Below are 14095 nucleotides of genomic sequence, written 5' to 3'. Positions count from 1 at the left end.
GCATGCACACACGGACTCTGGGACAGGGCCTCGAGGTATCGGCGGTCGGGCTCGGCTGCATGGGGATGTCGCAGTCGTACGGCCCGAACCCCGGCGACCGCGACGAGATGATCGCGGTGCTCCGGTCGGCTCTCGATGCGGGCGTCACCTTCTTCGACACGGCGGAGGTCTACGGCCCCTACGACAATGAGGAGCTGGTCGGCGAGGCACTGGAGCCGATCCGCGATCAGGTCGTCATCGCCACCAAGTTCGGGTGGGACATCCGCGAGGGGGCGATGGCCGGGCTCGACAGCCGCCCCGAGCAGATCCGACGGGTGGCGGACGCCTCGCTCACCCGCCTGCGCACCGACGTGATCGACCTCTTCTACCAGCACCGCGTCGACCCCGACGTCCCGATCGAAGACGTCGCGGGAACGGTCGGAGAACTCGTCGCCGCCGGCAAGGTCCGCCATTTCGGCTTGTCCGAAGCCTCGGCGGCCACCGTCCGCGCCGCCCACGAGACGTTCCCGGTGACGGCGCTGCAGAGCGAGTACTCGCTGTGGACGCGAGACCCCGAGGCCGAGATCCTCCCCACCCTCGCCGAGCTCGGCATCGGGTTCGTGCCCTTCAGCCCGCTGGGCAAGGGCTTCCTCACGGGCACCGTCGACACCTCGACGACGTTCAGCGACGGCGACATCCGTACGCGCGTCCCCCGCTTCGAGGCCGACAACCTCGCCGCGAACCAGGCGCTCGTCGCGCACGTGCGCGAGCTCGCCGCGCGGAAGGAGTGCACGCCCGGGCAGATCGCCCTCGCGTGGCTGCTCGCCCAGGGGGCGCACATCGCCCCCATCCCCGGAACGCGGCGCACCGAGCGGATCCACGAGAATGCCCGCTCGAGCGAGATCGCCCTCTCGGCGGACGACAGGGCCGACCTCGACGGCCTGGCCCGTCGCATCGGCGTGCACGGCGACCGCTACAACGCGCAGCATATGGGGTTCGTGGGTCGCTGAGGGCGAGGGGCCGACTCGTTCCCGCGCGCGCCGGAGACGGCCCGCGCGGGAACGGCGTGAAGACGTCAGTGCGCCGGCATCGCCTCGGCGTCATCGACCTGGGCCGGCGTTCGCACGAACGCCGCCAGCACGACGACCGCCAGCGACAGGCACGCCGCGACGAAGAACGCGGTGTGGATGCCGGATGCCGTGGCATCCACGGCCGATGCGCCCCGGTCGGCCACGGCCGACGCCGCGCCCACGGTCATGAGCGTGACGAACACCGCGGTGCCCGCCGCGCCCGCGAGCTGCTGCACGGTCGACACGATCGCGGAGCCGTGCGGGTACAGCCGGCGCGGGAGCGATCCGAGCGCCGCGGTCATGAGCGGCGTGAACATGAACGCCAGCCCCAGGCTCAGCAGGCAGTGCACGGCGATGACGAAGCCGACGGGGGTCGAGGTCGACAGGGTCGCAAAGCCCCAGAGCGCGACGCTGGCCACGATCGCGCCCGGCAGCACGAGCGGGCGCGCGCCGAACCGGTCGAACAGGTTGCCGACGAGCGGGGCCATGAGCCCCATCAGCAGACCGCCCGGCAGCAGCATGAGGCCGGTGGGCAGGGTCCCGAGGCCCAGCACGTTCTGCAGGTACAGCGGCAGCAGGATGAGCACGCCGAACAGCGTCGTCATCGCCACGACCACCAGCACCACGGCGACACTGAAGGTCGAGTGCCGGAAGACGCCGAGGTTCAGCAGCACGCGGTCGGTCGCGCCGAGGCGCAGCTGACGCACGATGAACGCCACGAGCGCGACGGCGCCCAGGACCAACGGCATCCAGACGGGGACGATCTCGTGACCGCCCGCCGCTTCGCCGATGCTCGACAGGCCGAAGATGATGCCGCCGAAGGCGAGGGCCGACAGCACGACCGAGAGCACGTCGAGGGTCACGCGGCGCGTGTCGGTGAGGTTCTGCACCCATCGGGCGCCGAGGGCGATCGCGACCAGCGCGATCGGGATCATGACGATGAACATCGCCCGCCACGGGAAGACCGACAGGATCAGACCCGAGACCGTGGGACCGACGGCCGGGGCCACCGAGATGACGATCGAGATGAGTCCCATCATGCGTCCGCGACGGTGGGCGGGCACGACGTTCAAAACGGTGGTGAACAGCAGCGGGATCATGATCGCGGTTCCCGAGGCCTGCACGATGCGGCCCAGCAGCAGCACGCCGAACCCGGGGGCGATCGCGGCGATCACGGTGCCCAGGGTGAACAGCCCCATCGCGGTGAAGAACAGGGTGCGAAGCGGGAAGCGCTGGATGAGGAACCCGGTCGTGGGAATGACGACGGCCATCGTCAGCAGGAAGGCCGTGGTCAGCCACTGCGCGGAGGCGGCGGTGATGTCGAGCTCGCGCATGAGCTCGGGAAGGGCGACGCCCATGATCGTCTCGTTCAGGATGACGACGAAGGCGGCGACGACGAGCAGCGCGATGACGGCGCCGGGGCGCACGGCGGGCTTGACGCCGGCGCCGGGCGGGGCGGTGGGGACGGTTCCGGTGGAGACCATGGAGGACCAATCTGAGCAGGAAGAGACAACTTGGCAGCTACTGCCAATAAGACATCGACTACTGTATCGGACATGAGCCCCCTGTCAGCCCCCGCGGGTGGAGGTCTGCGCGACCGACGCCGCCGCGAGACGGCGGTCGAGATCTGCGCGGCCGCCCTCGACCTGTTCGAGCAGAAGGGCGTCACCGGCACGACGGTCGACGAGATCGCCGCGCGCGCGGGCGTCTCGCCCCGCACGTTCTTCCGCCTGGCCGGCACGAAAGAAGACGCCGTCTTCATCGACGACGGCCGCTTCGCCGAGGCGCTCGCCGGCGTCGGCGCGCCGGGCGACGACATCGCCGCACTCACGACGGCGCTGCGTGCCGTCTTCGCGCGCGAGCTGCGCGGTCTGGATGCCGATCCTCAGGCGCGCGAGAGGTTCCTCCGCGTGCGCCGGCTCATCGGCCACGAGCCCGCGCTGCTGGGTGCGGCCGTGCGCCGCGAGGCCACGTCATCCGACCGCTTCATCCCCGAGATCGCCGAGCGCCTCGAACGCCCCGACCTCGATGTGCGGGCCGCGCTCGGCCTCGCCGGCCTCGAGATGCGCACGACCCTCGACGAGTGGGCACGCCGCCACGACCGCGGCCAGGCGAGCAGCCTGGTCGACCTGCACCGCGAGGTGCAGCAGCAGATGGGCCGAGCCGCCGGCGCCTGACCGCTCAGGTCTCGCGCGTGGGCGCCTCGGCTCCCCCGGCGGCGGATTCCAACGCCGCCTCGACGACAGCAACGGCCACGTCCGGCGTGACCCGCACGAGGCACTGATGCCCCAGAGCGCGAGTCCACTCCGTGTGCGTTGGCACATCCACGAAGCTGACCTTCGACGCACTGGTGAGGGGGCCGAGCCGTCGGAAGATGTCGAGCGCCTCGCCCGTGATCTTCGACGCTTCGGCGAGGGCCCAGAGGTCGTAGAGATCGCGAGCGGCACCGCGATCACTCCACGCTGCCAGCTTCGACGCCACGAACGACGCGGCCGTGAGAACGCGAAGGCGCGCCGGCGAAGCATCTCCGTAACGCTGCTCGATGGACACCACCTCGGTCGGCCAGGCAGGATAGCCGACCGCCGAAACCAACTGCACTTGGATTCGCGTCTCCCCCACCTGCAGAACGGAAGCATGAGGATGTCGCGACTCAGTGAGCCGCGGAGTGAACTGCACGGCGCCGAACAGGCGCCCCAGTCGCCGCGAGAGAATGCCCTCGATCTGTTGCGCGACGTGTCGCCGCTCACCCAGGGCGATGAGATCGATGTCTTCGGACAGCCGAGTCTGCGGGAGGTGCGTTCGAGAGAGCGCCGTTCCGCCGAAGAAGACGACATGGTCCGGACCCAGCTCGGCTATGGCCGCCAGCGCATGGGAGACGACATGATCTCGGGCCACCTGCTCTGCGGCGACACCGAAGAGCCGTTGAACCGCGCGCCGCTCTTCCTCGTCGAGGACACCGACCGTCGGTCCACGACCACCGAACGTCGGGCGCGCCTCACTCATACTTCTCTCGCAGGCGTTCGAGTGCGGCGCGAGCAGCTATGCCCGGGCGAGCAGAGCGTGCGAGGACATCCGCGTAATCGGGGACCTCGACCCGAGCGATCAGATTGTCGACTGCCCCATCGATCTCTTTCTCGAGGCCATCAGCGGGACGCCGCGAAAGCAGATCGAAAAGCGTCTGCGCCGGCGTCGTGACGAGCCCACGCCCAAGACTCGTGCGCTCCAAGACGAGATCGAGCAGATCAAAACGCCGCGGGACGAAGAGGACGGTTCCTCCGTGATCCAGTTCCAAGGCCGAGTGCTTCCCCCGGTCGACCGCGACGGTTGCTACACCGATCGCTCGGGGAAGGACTCCCCAGTAGCGGGCCGCGCTTGTTCCCATCAGTGCGGCCGACCGGCCGCCCACCCGTGCCACAGCGATAGCCAAGGCGGTGGACTCGAGCGACGGTCGCCAAGAACGCCCGTCTTCCCCATCGGGGGGAGCGGTATAGACACCATGAGACAGTCGCACCAGCGCGCCGCGGTCCGTCAACCTCTCAACGGTTCGCCACGTGTTCCGAACGAGCGGAGGGAGGTCTTTCAGGCGGACTGTGCGCAACGGTGACGCAGCGATCGACCGTGCGATGTCGACGTCGGCGCCCATGAACCCTCCTATACCCCTGGAACTATACGCTGCGCGTATATTTCCGGGGAACCTGCGTCAGGTCTCGCGCGTGATCGTGACCTTCACCTTGAGGTTGCTCTTGCCGGGGCCGGCGTACACGCCGCGCAGCGGCGGCACGTCGTTGTAGTCGCGACCGCGACCGACGAGCACGTGACGGTCGCCGATCTCGATGTTGTTGGTGGGGTCGAAGCCCTGCCAGTCACCGGCGAACCACTCCACCCACGCGTGCGACTCGCCCGTCACGGCCTCGCCGACCTCGGCGGACGGCTTCGGGTGCAGGTAGCCCGAGACGTACCGGGCCGGGATGCCGACTTCGCGCAGCGCCCCGATCGCGATGTGGGCGATGTCCTGGCAGACGCCCTTGCGGGCCTCCCACGCGTCGACCGCGGTGGAGTGCACTCCCGTGACGCCCTGCATGTAGTCGATCGCGTCACCCACGGCCTCGACGATGGCGTGCGCGGCCGGACCCGGGCGGTCGTGCTGCGCGGCGATGGCACGGGCGAGCTCGGCCACCTCGGCGTGCGGGGTCGTGCGGCGGGTCTGCGTCAGCTGTTCGACCGTGGTGATCGAGCGCGCCGACTCGGACGCCAACTGCTCCCACGTGATGTCGGCGTGCTCGATCGGGCGCGGCCGCACCTCGACGAGCGAGCGCGCCGTGATCGTGAGCGCCTGGTGCGGCGACAGCACGTCGAACGCCGCGACGCGCGTGCCGAAGTAGTCGACGTACTGGTTCACCGAGGTCGAGGGCTCGATGTCGAGCGACGAACTCAGCACGAACTGGCTGTCGGTGGAGTGCGGCAGCATGCGCGCCTCGTTGTACGAGGCCGACACGTCGCCCGGGTAGGCGAAGCCGGTCTGGTGTTCGATGCGGAGGCGTTTCACGAGATCTCTCCGATCCAGCTGGGCTCGGCCTGCGTCGGGAAGAACCGCGAGCGGATGGCCTCCGACGCCTCGCGCGAGACCGTCTGCACGCGCTGCATGTGTTCGGGCAACTCCGCGAGGATGTCGCTGACCGGGCGGTACTCGAGGTCGTTGCGGATCTGTCCGAGGGCGCGCAGCACCGTGTTGGAGTGTCCGACGCGGTCGGCGCGGGGGTCGATCGCGCTCATGCAGTCCTCTGCGCGTTGGATCGAGTAGATGATCGACCGCGGGAACAGACGGTCGAGCAGCAGGAACTCGGCGGCGTTGCGCGCACTCGGCATGCCGCGGTAGGTGCGCAGGTACGCCTCGTACGCCCCGCAGGAGCGCAGGATCGTCGTCCACGACGGACCCGACACCTCGGTGAGTGAGCGGGTGGCCAGCAGACGAGCCGTCATGTCGGTGCGCTCGATGCTGCGCCCGAGGGTGAAGAACTGCCACGCCTCGTCGCGGTTGGTCGAGGAGTCGACGATGCCGATCGCGAGGGCGGCGCGCTCGCGCACCCACTGGAAGAACTCGTGCACCTTGTCGGTCTGCAGGCGGCGGGGCATGCGGGAGTTCGTGGTGTTGAGGATCTCCCACAGCTCCGTCGACACGATCTCGCGCGCCCGGCGGGCGTTCTCGCGCGCCGCGGTGATCGAGTAGGCGATGCTCGACGGGTTCATGCGGTCGACGGCCAGACGCGCGAGCACGTCGTCGCGGCGCACGGTGTCGAGCTCTTCGGGCCAGGCCGACCCCATCACGCTGAGCAGCGACCGGCAGGCGGTGTCCTCGTCGATCCACGGATCCTCGAGCAGCAGTTGCAGGTGCACGTCGAGGATGCGCGCGGTCCCGTCGCTGCGCTCGATGTAGCGCCCGATCCAGAACAGGCTCTCGGCGATCCGACTCAGCATTCCGGCACCTCTCGCGCTTGCTGCTGCTGCTCGGCCTGGGGGCCGTGCTGCACACCGGCGTCCTGTTGCTGCTGCTCCTGCTGATCGCGGCCCGGGCGTTGGTCGCGGGGCGAGGTGGCGGGGGCGGGCTGGCCGTCGTAGATGATCGGGATCGACTCGGTGACCGCGGCCTGATCGGCCACGAGACCCGACACGCCCTGACCCTGGCCGTACTCGACGTGCGAGGGGGCCGCTCCGCCGACGATCCACGTGTCCTTCGACCCGCCTCCCTGGCTGGAGTTGACCACGAGCTGTCCCTCGGGAAGGGCGACGCGGGTCAGGCCGCCGGGCAGCACCCAGATGTCGTCGCCGTCGTTCACCGCGAAGGGACGCAGGTCGGCGTGCCTCGGGCGCATGCCGTCTTCGACCAGCGTGGGGATGGTCGACAGCATGACCACCGGCTGAGCGATCCACCCGCGCGGGTCGGCGAGCAGGCGCTTGCGCAACGTGTCGAGTTCGGCCGGCGAGGCGTCGGGGCCTACAACCAGGCCCTTGCCGCCCGAGCCGTCGACGGGCTTCACGACCAGTTCGGGCAGACGATCGAGCACCTCTTCGAGGGCGCCCGGATCTTCGAGCCGCCACGTGTCGACGTTCTTGAGGATGGGCTCCTCGGCCAGGTAGTACCGGATGAGCTCGGGCACGTAGGTGTAGAGCAGCTTGTCGTCGGCGACGCCGTTGCCGACGGCGTTGGCGATCGTGACGTTGCCCAACCGGGCGGCGAGCATGATCCCGGGGGCGCCGAGCATGGAGTCGGCGCGGAACTGCAGCGGGTCGAGGAACTCGTCGTCGACGCGGCGGTAGATCACGTCGACACGCTGGGGGCCGCGGGTGGTGCGCATGAAGACCTTGCCGCCGATGCACAGCAGGTCGCGCCCCTCGACCAGCTCCACGCCCATGAGGCGCGCGAGCAGCGTGTGCTCGAAGTAGGCGGAGTTGTAGACGCCCGGGGTGAGCACGACGATGTTCGGGTCGTCGATTCCGGGCGGGGCCGACGCGCGCAGCGCCGACAGCAGCTTGTTCGGGTAGTCGCCGACCGGGCGCACCCGCATCGAGACGAACAGCTCGGGCAGGGTCTGCGCCATCACGCGACGGTTCGAGATGACGTACGAGACCCCCGAGGGAACGCGCACGTTGTCTTCGAGCACCCGCATCTCGCCGTGCTCGTCGCGGATCAGATCGATGCCCGACACCTGGATGCGCACGCCGTTGGCACTGCGGATGCCGGCAGCCTGGCGGTAGAAGTACTGCGACGACGCGATGAGACCGGCGGGGAGGATGCCGTCGCGCACGCAGTGCTGGTTGCCGTACGCGTCGTCGAGGAAGGCCTCCAGCGCACGGACGCGCTGTTTGACGCCGGCCTCGATGCGCGACCACTCGTCGTACGCGATGACCCGGGGCACGGCATCCAGGGGGAAGGGCCGTTCCTCACCCGCGAAGTCGAAGGTGACGCCCTGCGCCAGATACGAACTCGCGAGGGACTCGGTGCGACCGCGCAGCTCCTGCTGCGTCATCTTCGCGAGCGTCTGGTACAGCTCCCGGTACGCCTCGCGCGAGGGCACGGCGTCTCCGGGACCAGCCGGACCGCCGAACATCTCGTCGTACGCCGGAACGCCGGATGCGGTTTTGCGCGGCGCCAGCGTGGAGCCGTAACCGTCGAACAGGTCACCCATGCGATGACTCTACTCAGCGCCGTGTTGCCGACACGTTTCCTCCGCCGGTGACACGTGCGCGGACACGGGCGATCGATAGAGTGACGCCAACGTCCGCCGCCACGATAAGGGTGCCTCCATGCGCGTGCTCGTCACCAGTTCCCGCAACACGTTCGCTCTCGACCTGATCCGCAAGCTCGGCAGCGTCGGGCATACCGTCTTCGCCAGCGACACCTACGACGGGGCCGTGGGAAACCACTCGCGCTTCCTCGCCGGGCACCTCGCGACGCCCTCTCCGCGCTTCGAGACCGACGCGTTCATCGCCGCGGTCTCCGACTACGTCGAAAAGCACAGCATCGACCTGATCATCCCCACGTTCGAGGAGGTGTTCTACCTCGCCGCGCGCGTGGCCGACCTGCCCTCGAGCGTGCGCCTGTTCGCCGGGGACTTCGCCGACCTGGCCCGCCTGCACGACAAGGCCAGCTTCCAGCGCCTGGCTCAGGATGCCGGGGTGCCCATCCCCGAGACGGTCGTCGTCACCTCGCCCGACGAGTTGCGCGCCGCCATCGACAGCTTCCCCCGCTTCTTCGCCCGCGCGGCCTTCTCGCGCGGCGGCGTGGGCCTGCTGACCAACACGGGTCCGCTCGCGGGCAAGATCCCCGTCGAGGAGTGCGTGCCCACCCCCGAGCAGCCGTGGCTCGTGCAGCCCTTCGTCGACGGGCCCATGGTCTGCACGTACAGCGTCGTCGTCGACGGCAAGGTGCTCGCCCACACCACGTACAAGGCGGCCGAGCAGTGGGCGCACTCCACGGCCATCGCGTTCATCGCCGTCGACAGCACCGACACCCTGCGCTACACGCAGCAGCTCGTCGACGCGCTCGACCCCGGCTTCTCGGGCCAGATCTCGTTCGACTTCGTCGACCACGGCAGCGAGGCCGCGCCCGACTACAAGATCATCGAGTGCAACCCGCGTCCCACCAACGGCGTGATCCTGCTCGAGGCCGGCGACGTGTCGAAGGCGATCGAGGGCAAGCTCGACGAGCCCGTCGTCGCCATCGCCGGCACCGAGCGGCAGATCACCCTCGCGGTTCTCGCCGACGCCTTCACCGAGCCACTGTCGCACCTGTCGAAGACGCTGCACGACCTACTGCACGTGCGCGACGTGGGCGCGGGCTGGTGGGACGGTGCCGCGATGCTGTGGAGCCCCGCGACCATCGTGCACGGCGCGAAGATCTCGCACGGCGACCGCAAAGAGACCCTCGCCGCCCTCGGCGACGACATCGTGTGGAACGGCGAGCCGATCGAGGGCATGTCCGACGCCGACGCCTCGGCCCTCGAGGCCGTGCACGCCGGCCGCGCCTGACGCGCGCGAGTCGCCGAGATTCGTCGCTTCCGGCATCCGCCGGGCGACGAACCTCGGCGACTCACGCCACGGGTGCGGGTCAGGAACCGGGGCGCAGGACGACCTTGATGCAGCCGTCTTCCTTCTTCTGGAACGTCTCGTACAGGCCGGGGGCGTCTTCGAGCGGCGCGTGGTGCGTCACCAGGTCCATCACGCCGAGCGGGTCGGCGGAGTCCTCGACCAGGGGCAGCAGATCGTCGATCCACCGCTTGACGTTGCACTGGCCCATGCGGAAGCTGATCTGCTTGTCGAACATCGTCTTCATCGGCAGCACGTCGGCCTCACCGGCGTACACGCCGCTGAGCGAGACGGTGCCGCCGCGACGCACGAGGTCGATCGAGGCGTAGACCGCGGCGAGACGATCGAGACCCGCCTTGTCCATGAGCGTGCGCGCCAGGGGGTCCGGCAGCAGGCCGATGGCGCTCTGCGCCAGCTTGATGCCGCCGAGGCCATGGGCCTCCATGCCCACGGCATCCACGACACCGTCGACCCCGCGCCCCTCGGTGAGGTCGACGAGCTCGTCGACCACCGTGTCGGTGAGGTCGTAGGTGAGCACGCCGTGGCGTTCGGCCATGGCCCGGCGGTCGGCCTCGGGCTCGATCGCGAGCACGCGGTAGCCGAGGTGCACGCCGATGCGGGCGGCGAACTGTCCGACGGGGCCGAGACCCATCACCGCGAGCGTGCCCCCCTCGGGGACGTCGGCGTACTTCACGCCCTGCCAGGCGGTGGGCACGATGTCGCTGAGGAAGAGGTAGCGGTCATCGGGCAGGTCGTCGCCGACGCGGATGTGGTTGTAGTCGGCGAGCGGCACGCGCAGGTACTCGGCCTGTCCGCCCGGCACCTGGCCGTAGAGCTTGGTGTAGCCGAAGAGGGCGGCGCCGCTGCCGTACTCGCGCACCTGCGTGGTCTCGCACTGCGACTGCAGGCCGCGGCGGCACATGAAGCAGTGCCCGCACGAGATGTTGAACGGCACGACGATGCGGTCGCCGACGGCGAGGTTCGTCACGGCCGACCCCACCTCGACCACGACGCCCATCGGCTCGTGTCCGAGAACATCGCCCTTGTCGATGAACGGTCCGAAGAGCTCGTACAGGTGCAGGTCGGAGCCGCAGATCGCCGTCGAGGTGATCTTCACGATCGCGTCGGTGGGTTCGAGGATCTGCGGGTCGGGGACCTCCTCGACGCTCACGCTGCGCTTGCCCTGCCAGGTCAGTGCCTTCATCGTTGTGCCTTCCGTCGATTCCGGGGGACGCCCAGTCTGCGGCCTCGTGTCTCGCGCGACCGAGGTGGTTGACGAACCCCGGCGGATGGGTCACGCGCCCGGTGCCGCCAGCGGTGGAGCGTCGACCCACGCGTGCACCCGACGCAGGAACGCGGCGTATCCCGCGGGCGTGCGACCGGTGAAGCGACCCGAGGTCTCGACCTCGTGGGCGTCGCTCACCCGCACGACCGCACCCACGGCCCGCGCCGCCTGCACGAACGCCACGTCTTCGTGCTCGACGAGATCGCGGATGCCGCCCGCCGCGGCGTACACGCTCGCCCGCACCCCGAGATTGGCCCCGTGGACGTTGCCCGCGGGCTCGCCCCGGCGATGGGTCGAGCGCCAGTACGCCGCGTGTCGGGCGCTGAGGTCGGCGAAGTCGGGGCGCACCGTTCCCAGCACCAGATCGGCGCCGTCGCGCATCAGATCGAGCTGGTGGGTGATCCATTCGCGCGGCACGACGGTGTCGGCATCGGTCATCGCGATCCAGGTGTCGTCGGCGCGCACGTCGACGGAGGCCACCGCGTGCGCCGCGCCCACCCGGCGCGCGGTGCCGACGCTGCGCGCGTCGATCGCGATCGTGTCGACCGACCATCGCCGCACCTGCAGGGCGGTGGTGTCGCGGCACGCGTCGAGCACCACGACGACCCTCGCGGCCAGGTCGGTCTCGCGTTCCCGCGCGTGCGCCACCGCCCGCGTCACCGAGGCGAGGCAGCGTCCGATCAGCGCCTCTTCGTCGTGCGCGGGGATGACCACCGTCACCGCCCTCACGACACGAGCCCCGCCTCGGTCGCCACCGACGACGCCCCCGGGCGTCCGAACACCTCGAGCACGAAGTCCTCCTCCTCGTGCCGCACGAGACGGACGAGGTCGGACCGGACGGCGAGCGCGTCGTGCACGCTGTCTCCGCTGCGCGGGTACTCGGCGACCGGATGCCGCCAATGGCAGGCGACGAGGTGACCGTCGGCGCTCAACGACGCGACGCTCGCCGTGAGCCCGCGGTCGAGGTCGCCGGCACCCCAGTAGTACGCCACCTCCGACAGCACCACGAGGTCGAACGGACCCTCGGGCCATTCGGCGGGGAGCTTCGCCCGACGCAGTTCGACGTCGTCGCGCGGACCGAGCCGTTCTCGCGCCCGGTCGAGGGCGGCCGGGGCGAGGTCGACGGCGAGGACGTGGTCGCACCGGTCGGCGAGCGCGGCCGTCAGCGCGCCCGTGGAGCAGCCGGCCTCGAACGCCGAACGGTACCGGCGGCGCGGCAGCGCGGCGAGCAGCACGGAGCGCTTTCGCTCCTCGTACCAGCGCGAGTCGAAGCCCCACGGGTCGTCGTGCCGGGCGTACATGTCGTCGAAGTATTCCTGGCCGACCGTGGCCGCGGTGGGGTGCGGGTCGAGCGTTCCCGCGTCGGGTGCGACGAACACCTCCACCTCTCGCGCGAAGTGCGCGCGCATGCGGTCGTGCACCATCGGCTCATCGCCGGGGGCGGCCGACAGCGGGAGCAGCTGACTGGCGTGGGCGTCGACGGCGCGAGTCTTGGCATCCCGAGCCGCGGCGTCGAGGTCCAGACGCTCCGCGCGCGGCCAGGGCACGTCTCCCGGGCCGCCCCAGTGCCACAGCCAGATCGGAAAGGCGCGCGAGCGCACGCCCCGGGCAGCCGAGACCTGCTCGACGATCTCTCCGACGACGCGGTGGTCGCGGTGCCCGTCGCCGCGCCACGGGGACAGCACCAGCACGCGCTCATCGCCCGCGCGGTCGAGGGCGTCGTGCAGCGCGGCGGCGATGACCTCCCGGTGTTCGTCGGTGCCGCCGTCGGGAAGACCGAGGAAGAGCGGGTCGGTCGAGAGACCGACGATGTCCGACGCCTCGATCAGCTCCCGGCGGCGCCGCAGCGCGAGGGTGGCCGGGGTGTGCGTGGGCGATTCGGGATGGGAGCCCTCTCCGTCGGTCACGACGACGAGGTCGATCGCGATGCCGCGGGCGGCGGCCGTGGCGAGCAGGCCTGCGGCACCGAGGCTCTCGTCGTCGGGGTGCGCGGCCATCACGATCACCCGGTCCACGTCGAGGTCGATCGGGGCGAGGCGGCGCTCGGCGAGGGCCGCGGTCCAGACGATCTCGGCGGTGCCGGGGTCGCGGTGGTCGAAGCTCACCATCGTCCGCCCTCCGTCGCCGCGTCGCCGCCGATCCGGGCGAGGTCGCGTTCGGCGTGGTGCTGACGCACGTAGACCTGCAGGTCGGCGACGCGCCGCGCGTGGCTCTCGTCGGCGACGAGCGGCGACGGACCCAGCGCGTGCGCGGCCTCGGTGAGGGTCACCTCGACCGCGTCGGCGACCACGGCTCGCGCGCGGGCGGCCCGCAGACCCTCGGATGCCGAACCCCCCGCGCCGAAGACCGTCGCCGTCTCCACCAGCACGGCGCGCGCCGCCCACAGGGCCACGTCGGCCCGGCCGAGGTGCGCGCGGGCGAGCTGATCGGCACGCTCGCCGCGGGCGGCCGCGGCGAGCGCCGTGCGCAGCGGCATCGCCCCACCCCACCAGCAGGCGGCGACCCCGACGCCGCCGTGCGCGAAGCCGGGGCGACGCAGGTACCACCCGGGCTCCCCTACCGGCACGGCGACCGCGGCGTCGACGTCGATGGGGGCGCTGACCACCCGGTCGAGCCCGCGCGCGTGCCAGGGTCCCGGTCGCGCGGTCACGGCCGGGTCGCGCAGGTCGAGGGCGAACAGCTGGCGACGTTCGTCGTCGACCCAGGCCGTGACGAGCGCGTGGTCGAGGTCGGCGGCGAGCGAGCACCAGGGCTTGGTCCCGTGCAGCGTCCAGGTACCGGCGTCCTGCCGCGCCTCGAGCCGGACCCCCGGCCCCTCGGCGGCGAACACGCCCCACGAGCCGCTCGCGTCGAGATCGACGGCGATGCCGGCCGCGGCCGCTTCGTCGAGGATGCCGAGTGCATCGAGGTGCGGCTCCAGCACGCGCGCCGCGGCGATGTCGCGCGCGGCGACCGAGGCGAGAAGCTCCCACGACGCGGCGAGCGACCGCGGCCGCGGCACGGCGACGACCCAGGCGAGCGTTGCGGCGAGATCGGTGCCGAGGTCGTCCACGGCATCCGCGCCCCGCAGCGCGGAGCGCACGTCGTCGAGGTCGGTGGAGTCCTCGGGAACCAGCAGGGGGAAGGGGGGATGGTCGCCGTCGTCGGTCACCCTGACAGCATTCGCCCGGGAGCGACA

Annotated in this window: 13 protein-coding genes; 3 read left to right on the top strand and 10 right to left on the bottom strand. The window is 70.8% G+C overall.

Features of this window, described 5'->3' with window-relative positions; translation table 11 throughout:
* The first annotated feature begins 2 nt into the window (after positions 1 to 2).
* Positions 3 to 989 (top strand): aldo/keto reductase, encoded by a 987-nt coding sequence (locus ASF96_RS15675; RefSeq protein WP_055832863.1) that lies wholly within the window; start codon positions 3 to 5, stop codon positions 987 to 989.
* 65 nt (positions 990 to 1054) lie between these two features.
* Here ASF96_RS15675 and ASF96_RS15670 read toward each other — a convergent pair whose 3' ends face one another.
* The gene (locus ASF96_RS15670) at positions 1055 to 2533 is read right to left on the bottom strand and encodes an MDR family MFS transporter (RefSeq protein ID WP_055940777.1); all 1479 of its coding nucleotides are present in this window, start codon (positions 2531 to 2533) and stop codon (positions 1055 to 1057) included.
* A gap of 72 nt (positions 2534 to 2605) precedes the next feature.
* On the opposite strand from ASF96_RS15670, the gene ASF96_RS15665 reads away from it, so the two are divergent.
* Positions 2606 to 3226, top strand: coding sequence for a TetR/AcrR family transcriptional regulator (locus tag ASF96_RS15665; RefSeq protein WP_055832857.1), 621 nt, complete (start codon positions 2606 to 2608; stop codon positions 3224 to 3226).
* A 4-nt stretch (positions 3227 to 3230) separates the two neighbouring features.
* Here ASF96_RS15665 and ASF96_RS15660 read toward each other — a convergent pair whose 3' ends face one another.
* The 5 genes from ASF96_RS15660 to ASF96_RS15645 are packed head-to-tail and all read right to left on the bottom strand — an operon-like array spanning position 3231 to position 8233.
* Positions 3231 to 4052, bottom strand: coding sequence for a nucleotidyl transferase AbiEii/AbiGii toxin family protein (locus tag ASF96_RS15660; protein ID WP_082509766.1), 822 nt, complete (start codon positions 4050 to 4052; stop codon positions 3231 to 3233).
* Complete coding sequence (locus ASF96_RS17090) at positions 4045 to 4692, bottom strand: hypothetical protein (protein ID WP_156458903.1); 648 nt, start codon at positions 4690 to 4692, stop codon at positions 4045 to 4047. The genes ASF96_RS15660 and ASF96_RS17090 overlap by 8 nt, the downstream gene beginning before the upstream one ends.
* A gap of 57 nt (positions 4693 to 4749) precedes the next feature.
* Positions 4750 to 5595 (bottom strand): transglutaminase family protein, encoded by an 846-nt coding sequence (locus ASF96_RS15655; RefSeq protein WP_055832855.1) that lies wholly within the window; start codon positions 5593 to 5595, stop codon positions 4750 to 4752.
* Entirely contained in the window at positions 5592 to 6524 is a 933-nt protein-coding gene (locus ASF96_RS15650) for an alpha-E domain-containing protein (protein WP_055832854.1), read from the bottom strand. Before ASF96_RS15650 ends, ASF96_RS15655 begins: the two co-directional genes overlap by 4 nt.
* Entirely contained in the window at positions 6518 to 8233 is a 1716-nt protein-coding gene (locus tag ASF96_RS15645) for a circularly permuted type 2 ATP-grasp protein (RefSeq protein WP_055832853.1), read from the bottom strand. Before ASF96_RS15645 ends, ASF96_RS15650 begins: the two co-directional genes overlap by 7 nt.
* Positions 8234 to 8351: 118 nt before the next feature.
* Here ASF96_RS15645 and ASF96_RS15640 point away from each other — a divergent pair, with 118 nt between their 5' ends.
* Positions 8352 to 9575, top strand: a complete 1224-nt coding sequence (locus tag ASF96_RS15640) for a carbamoyl phosphate synthase large subunit (RefSeq protein WP_055940774.1) — start codon at positions 8352 to 8354, stop codon at positions 9573 to 9575.
* Between the two features lie 79 nt (positions 9576 to 9654).
* Here ASF96_RS15640 and ASF96_RS15635 read toward each other — a convergent pair whose 3' ends face one another.
* The 4 genes from ASF96_RS15635 to ASF96_RS15620 all read right to left on the bottom strand — a co-directional run bounded on the left by ASF96_RS15635 (position 9655) and on the right by ASF96_RS15620 (position 14068).
* Complete coding sequence (locus ASF96_RS15635) at positions 9655 to 10836, bottom strand: zinc-dependent alcohol dehydrogenase (protein ID WP_055940773.1); 1182 nt, start codon at positions 10834 to 10836, stop codon at positions 9655 to 9657.
* 90 nt (positions 10837 to 10926) lie between these two features.
* On the bottom strand, positions 10927 to 11646 hold the full coding sequence (locus ASF96_RS15630) for a glycosyltransferase (RefSeq protein ID WP_055940770.1): 720 nt from the start codon (positions 11644 to 11646) through the stop codon (positions 10927 to 10929).
* Positions 11643 to 13025, bottom strand: a complete 1383-nt coding sequence (locus ASF96_RS15625) for a bifunctional PIG-L family deacetylase/class I SAM-dependent methyltransferase (RefSeq protein WP_082509765.1) — start codon at positions 13023 to 13025, stop codon at positions 11643 to 11645. Before ASF96_RS15625 ends, ASF96_RS15630 begins: the two co-directional genes overlap by 4 nt.
* A complete protein-coding gene (locus ASF96_RS15620; protein ID WP_235560632.1) occupies positions 13019 to 14068 on the bottom strand; it encodes an acyl-CoA dehydrogenase in 1050 nt (349 codons plus the stop codon). The genes ASF96_RS15625 and ASF96_RS15620 overlap by 7 nt, the downstream gene beginning before the upstream one ends.
* Positions 14069 to 14095 lie beyond the last annotated feature (27 nt).

It is taken from the genome of Microbacterium sp. Leaf179 (assembly GCF_001423785.1).
GTDB lineage: Bacteria > Actinomycetota > Actinomycetes > Actinomycetales > Microbacteriaceae > Microbacterium.
Note: the sequence above shows the minus strand (reverse complement) of the source record. Positions and strands in the feature narration are given on the sequence as shown.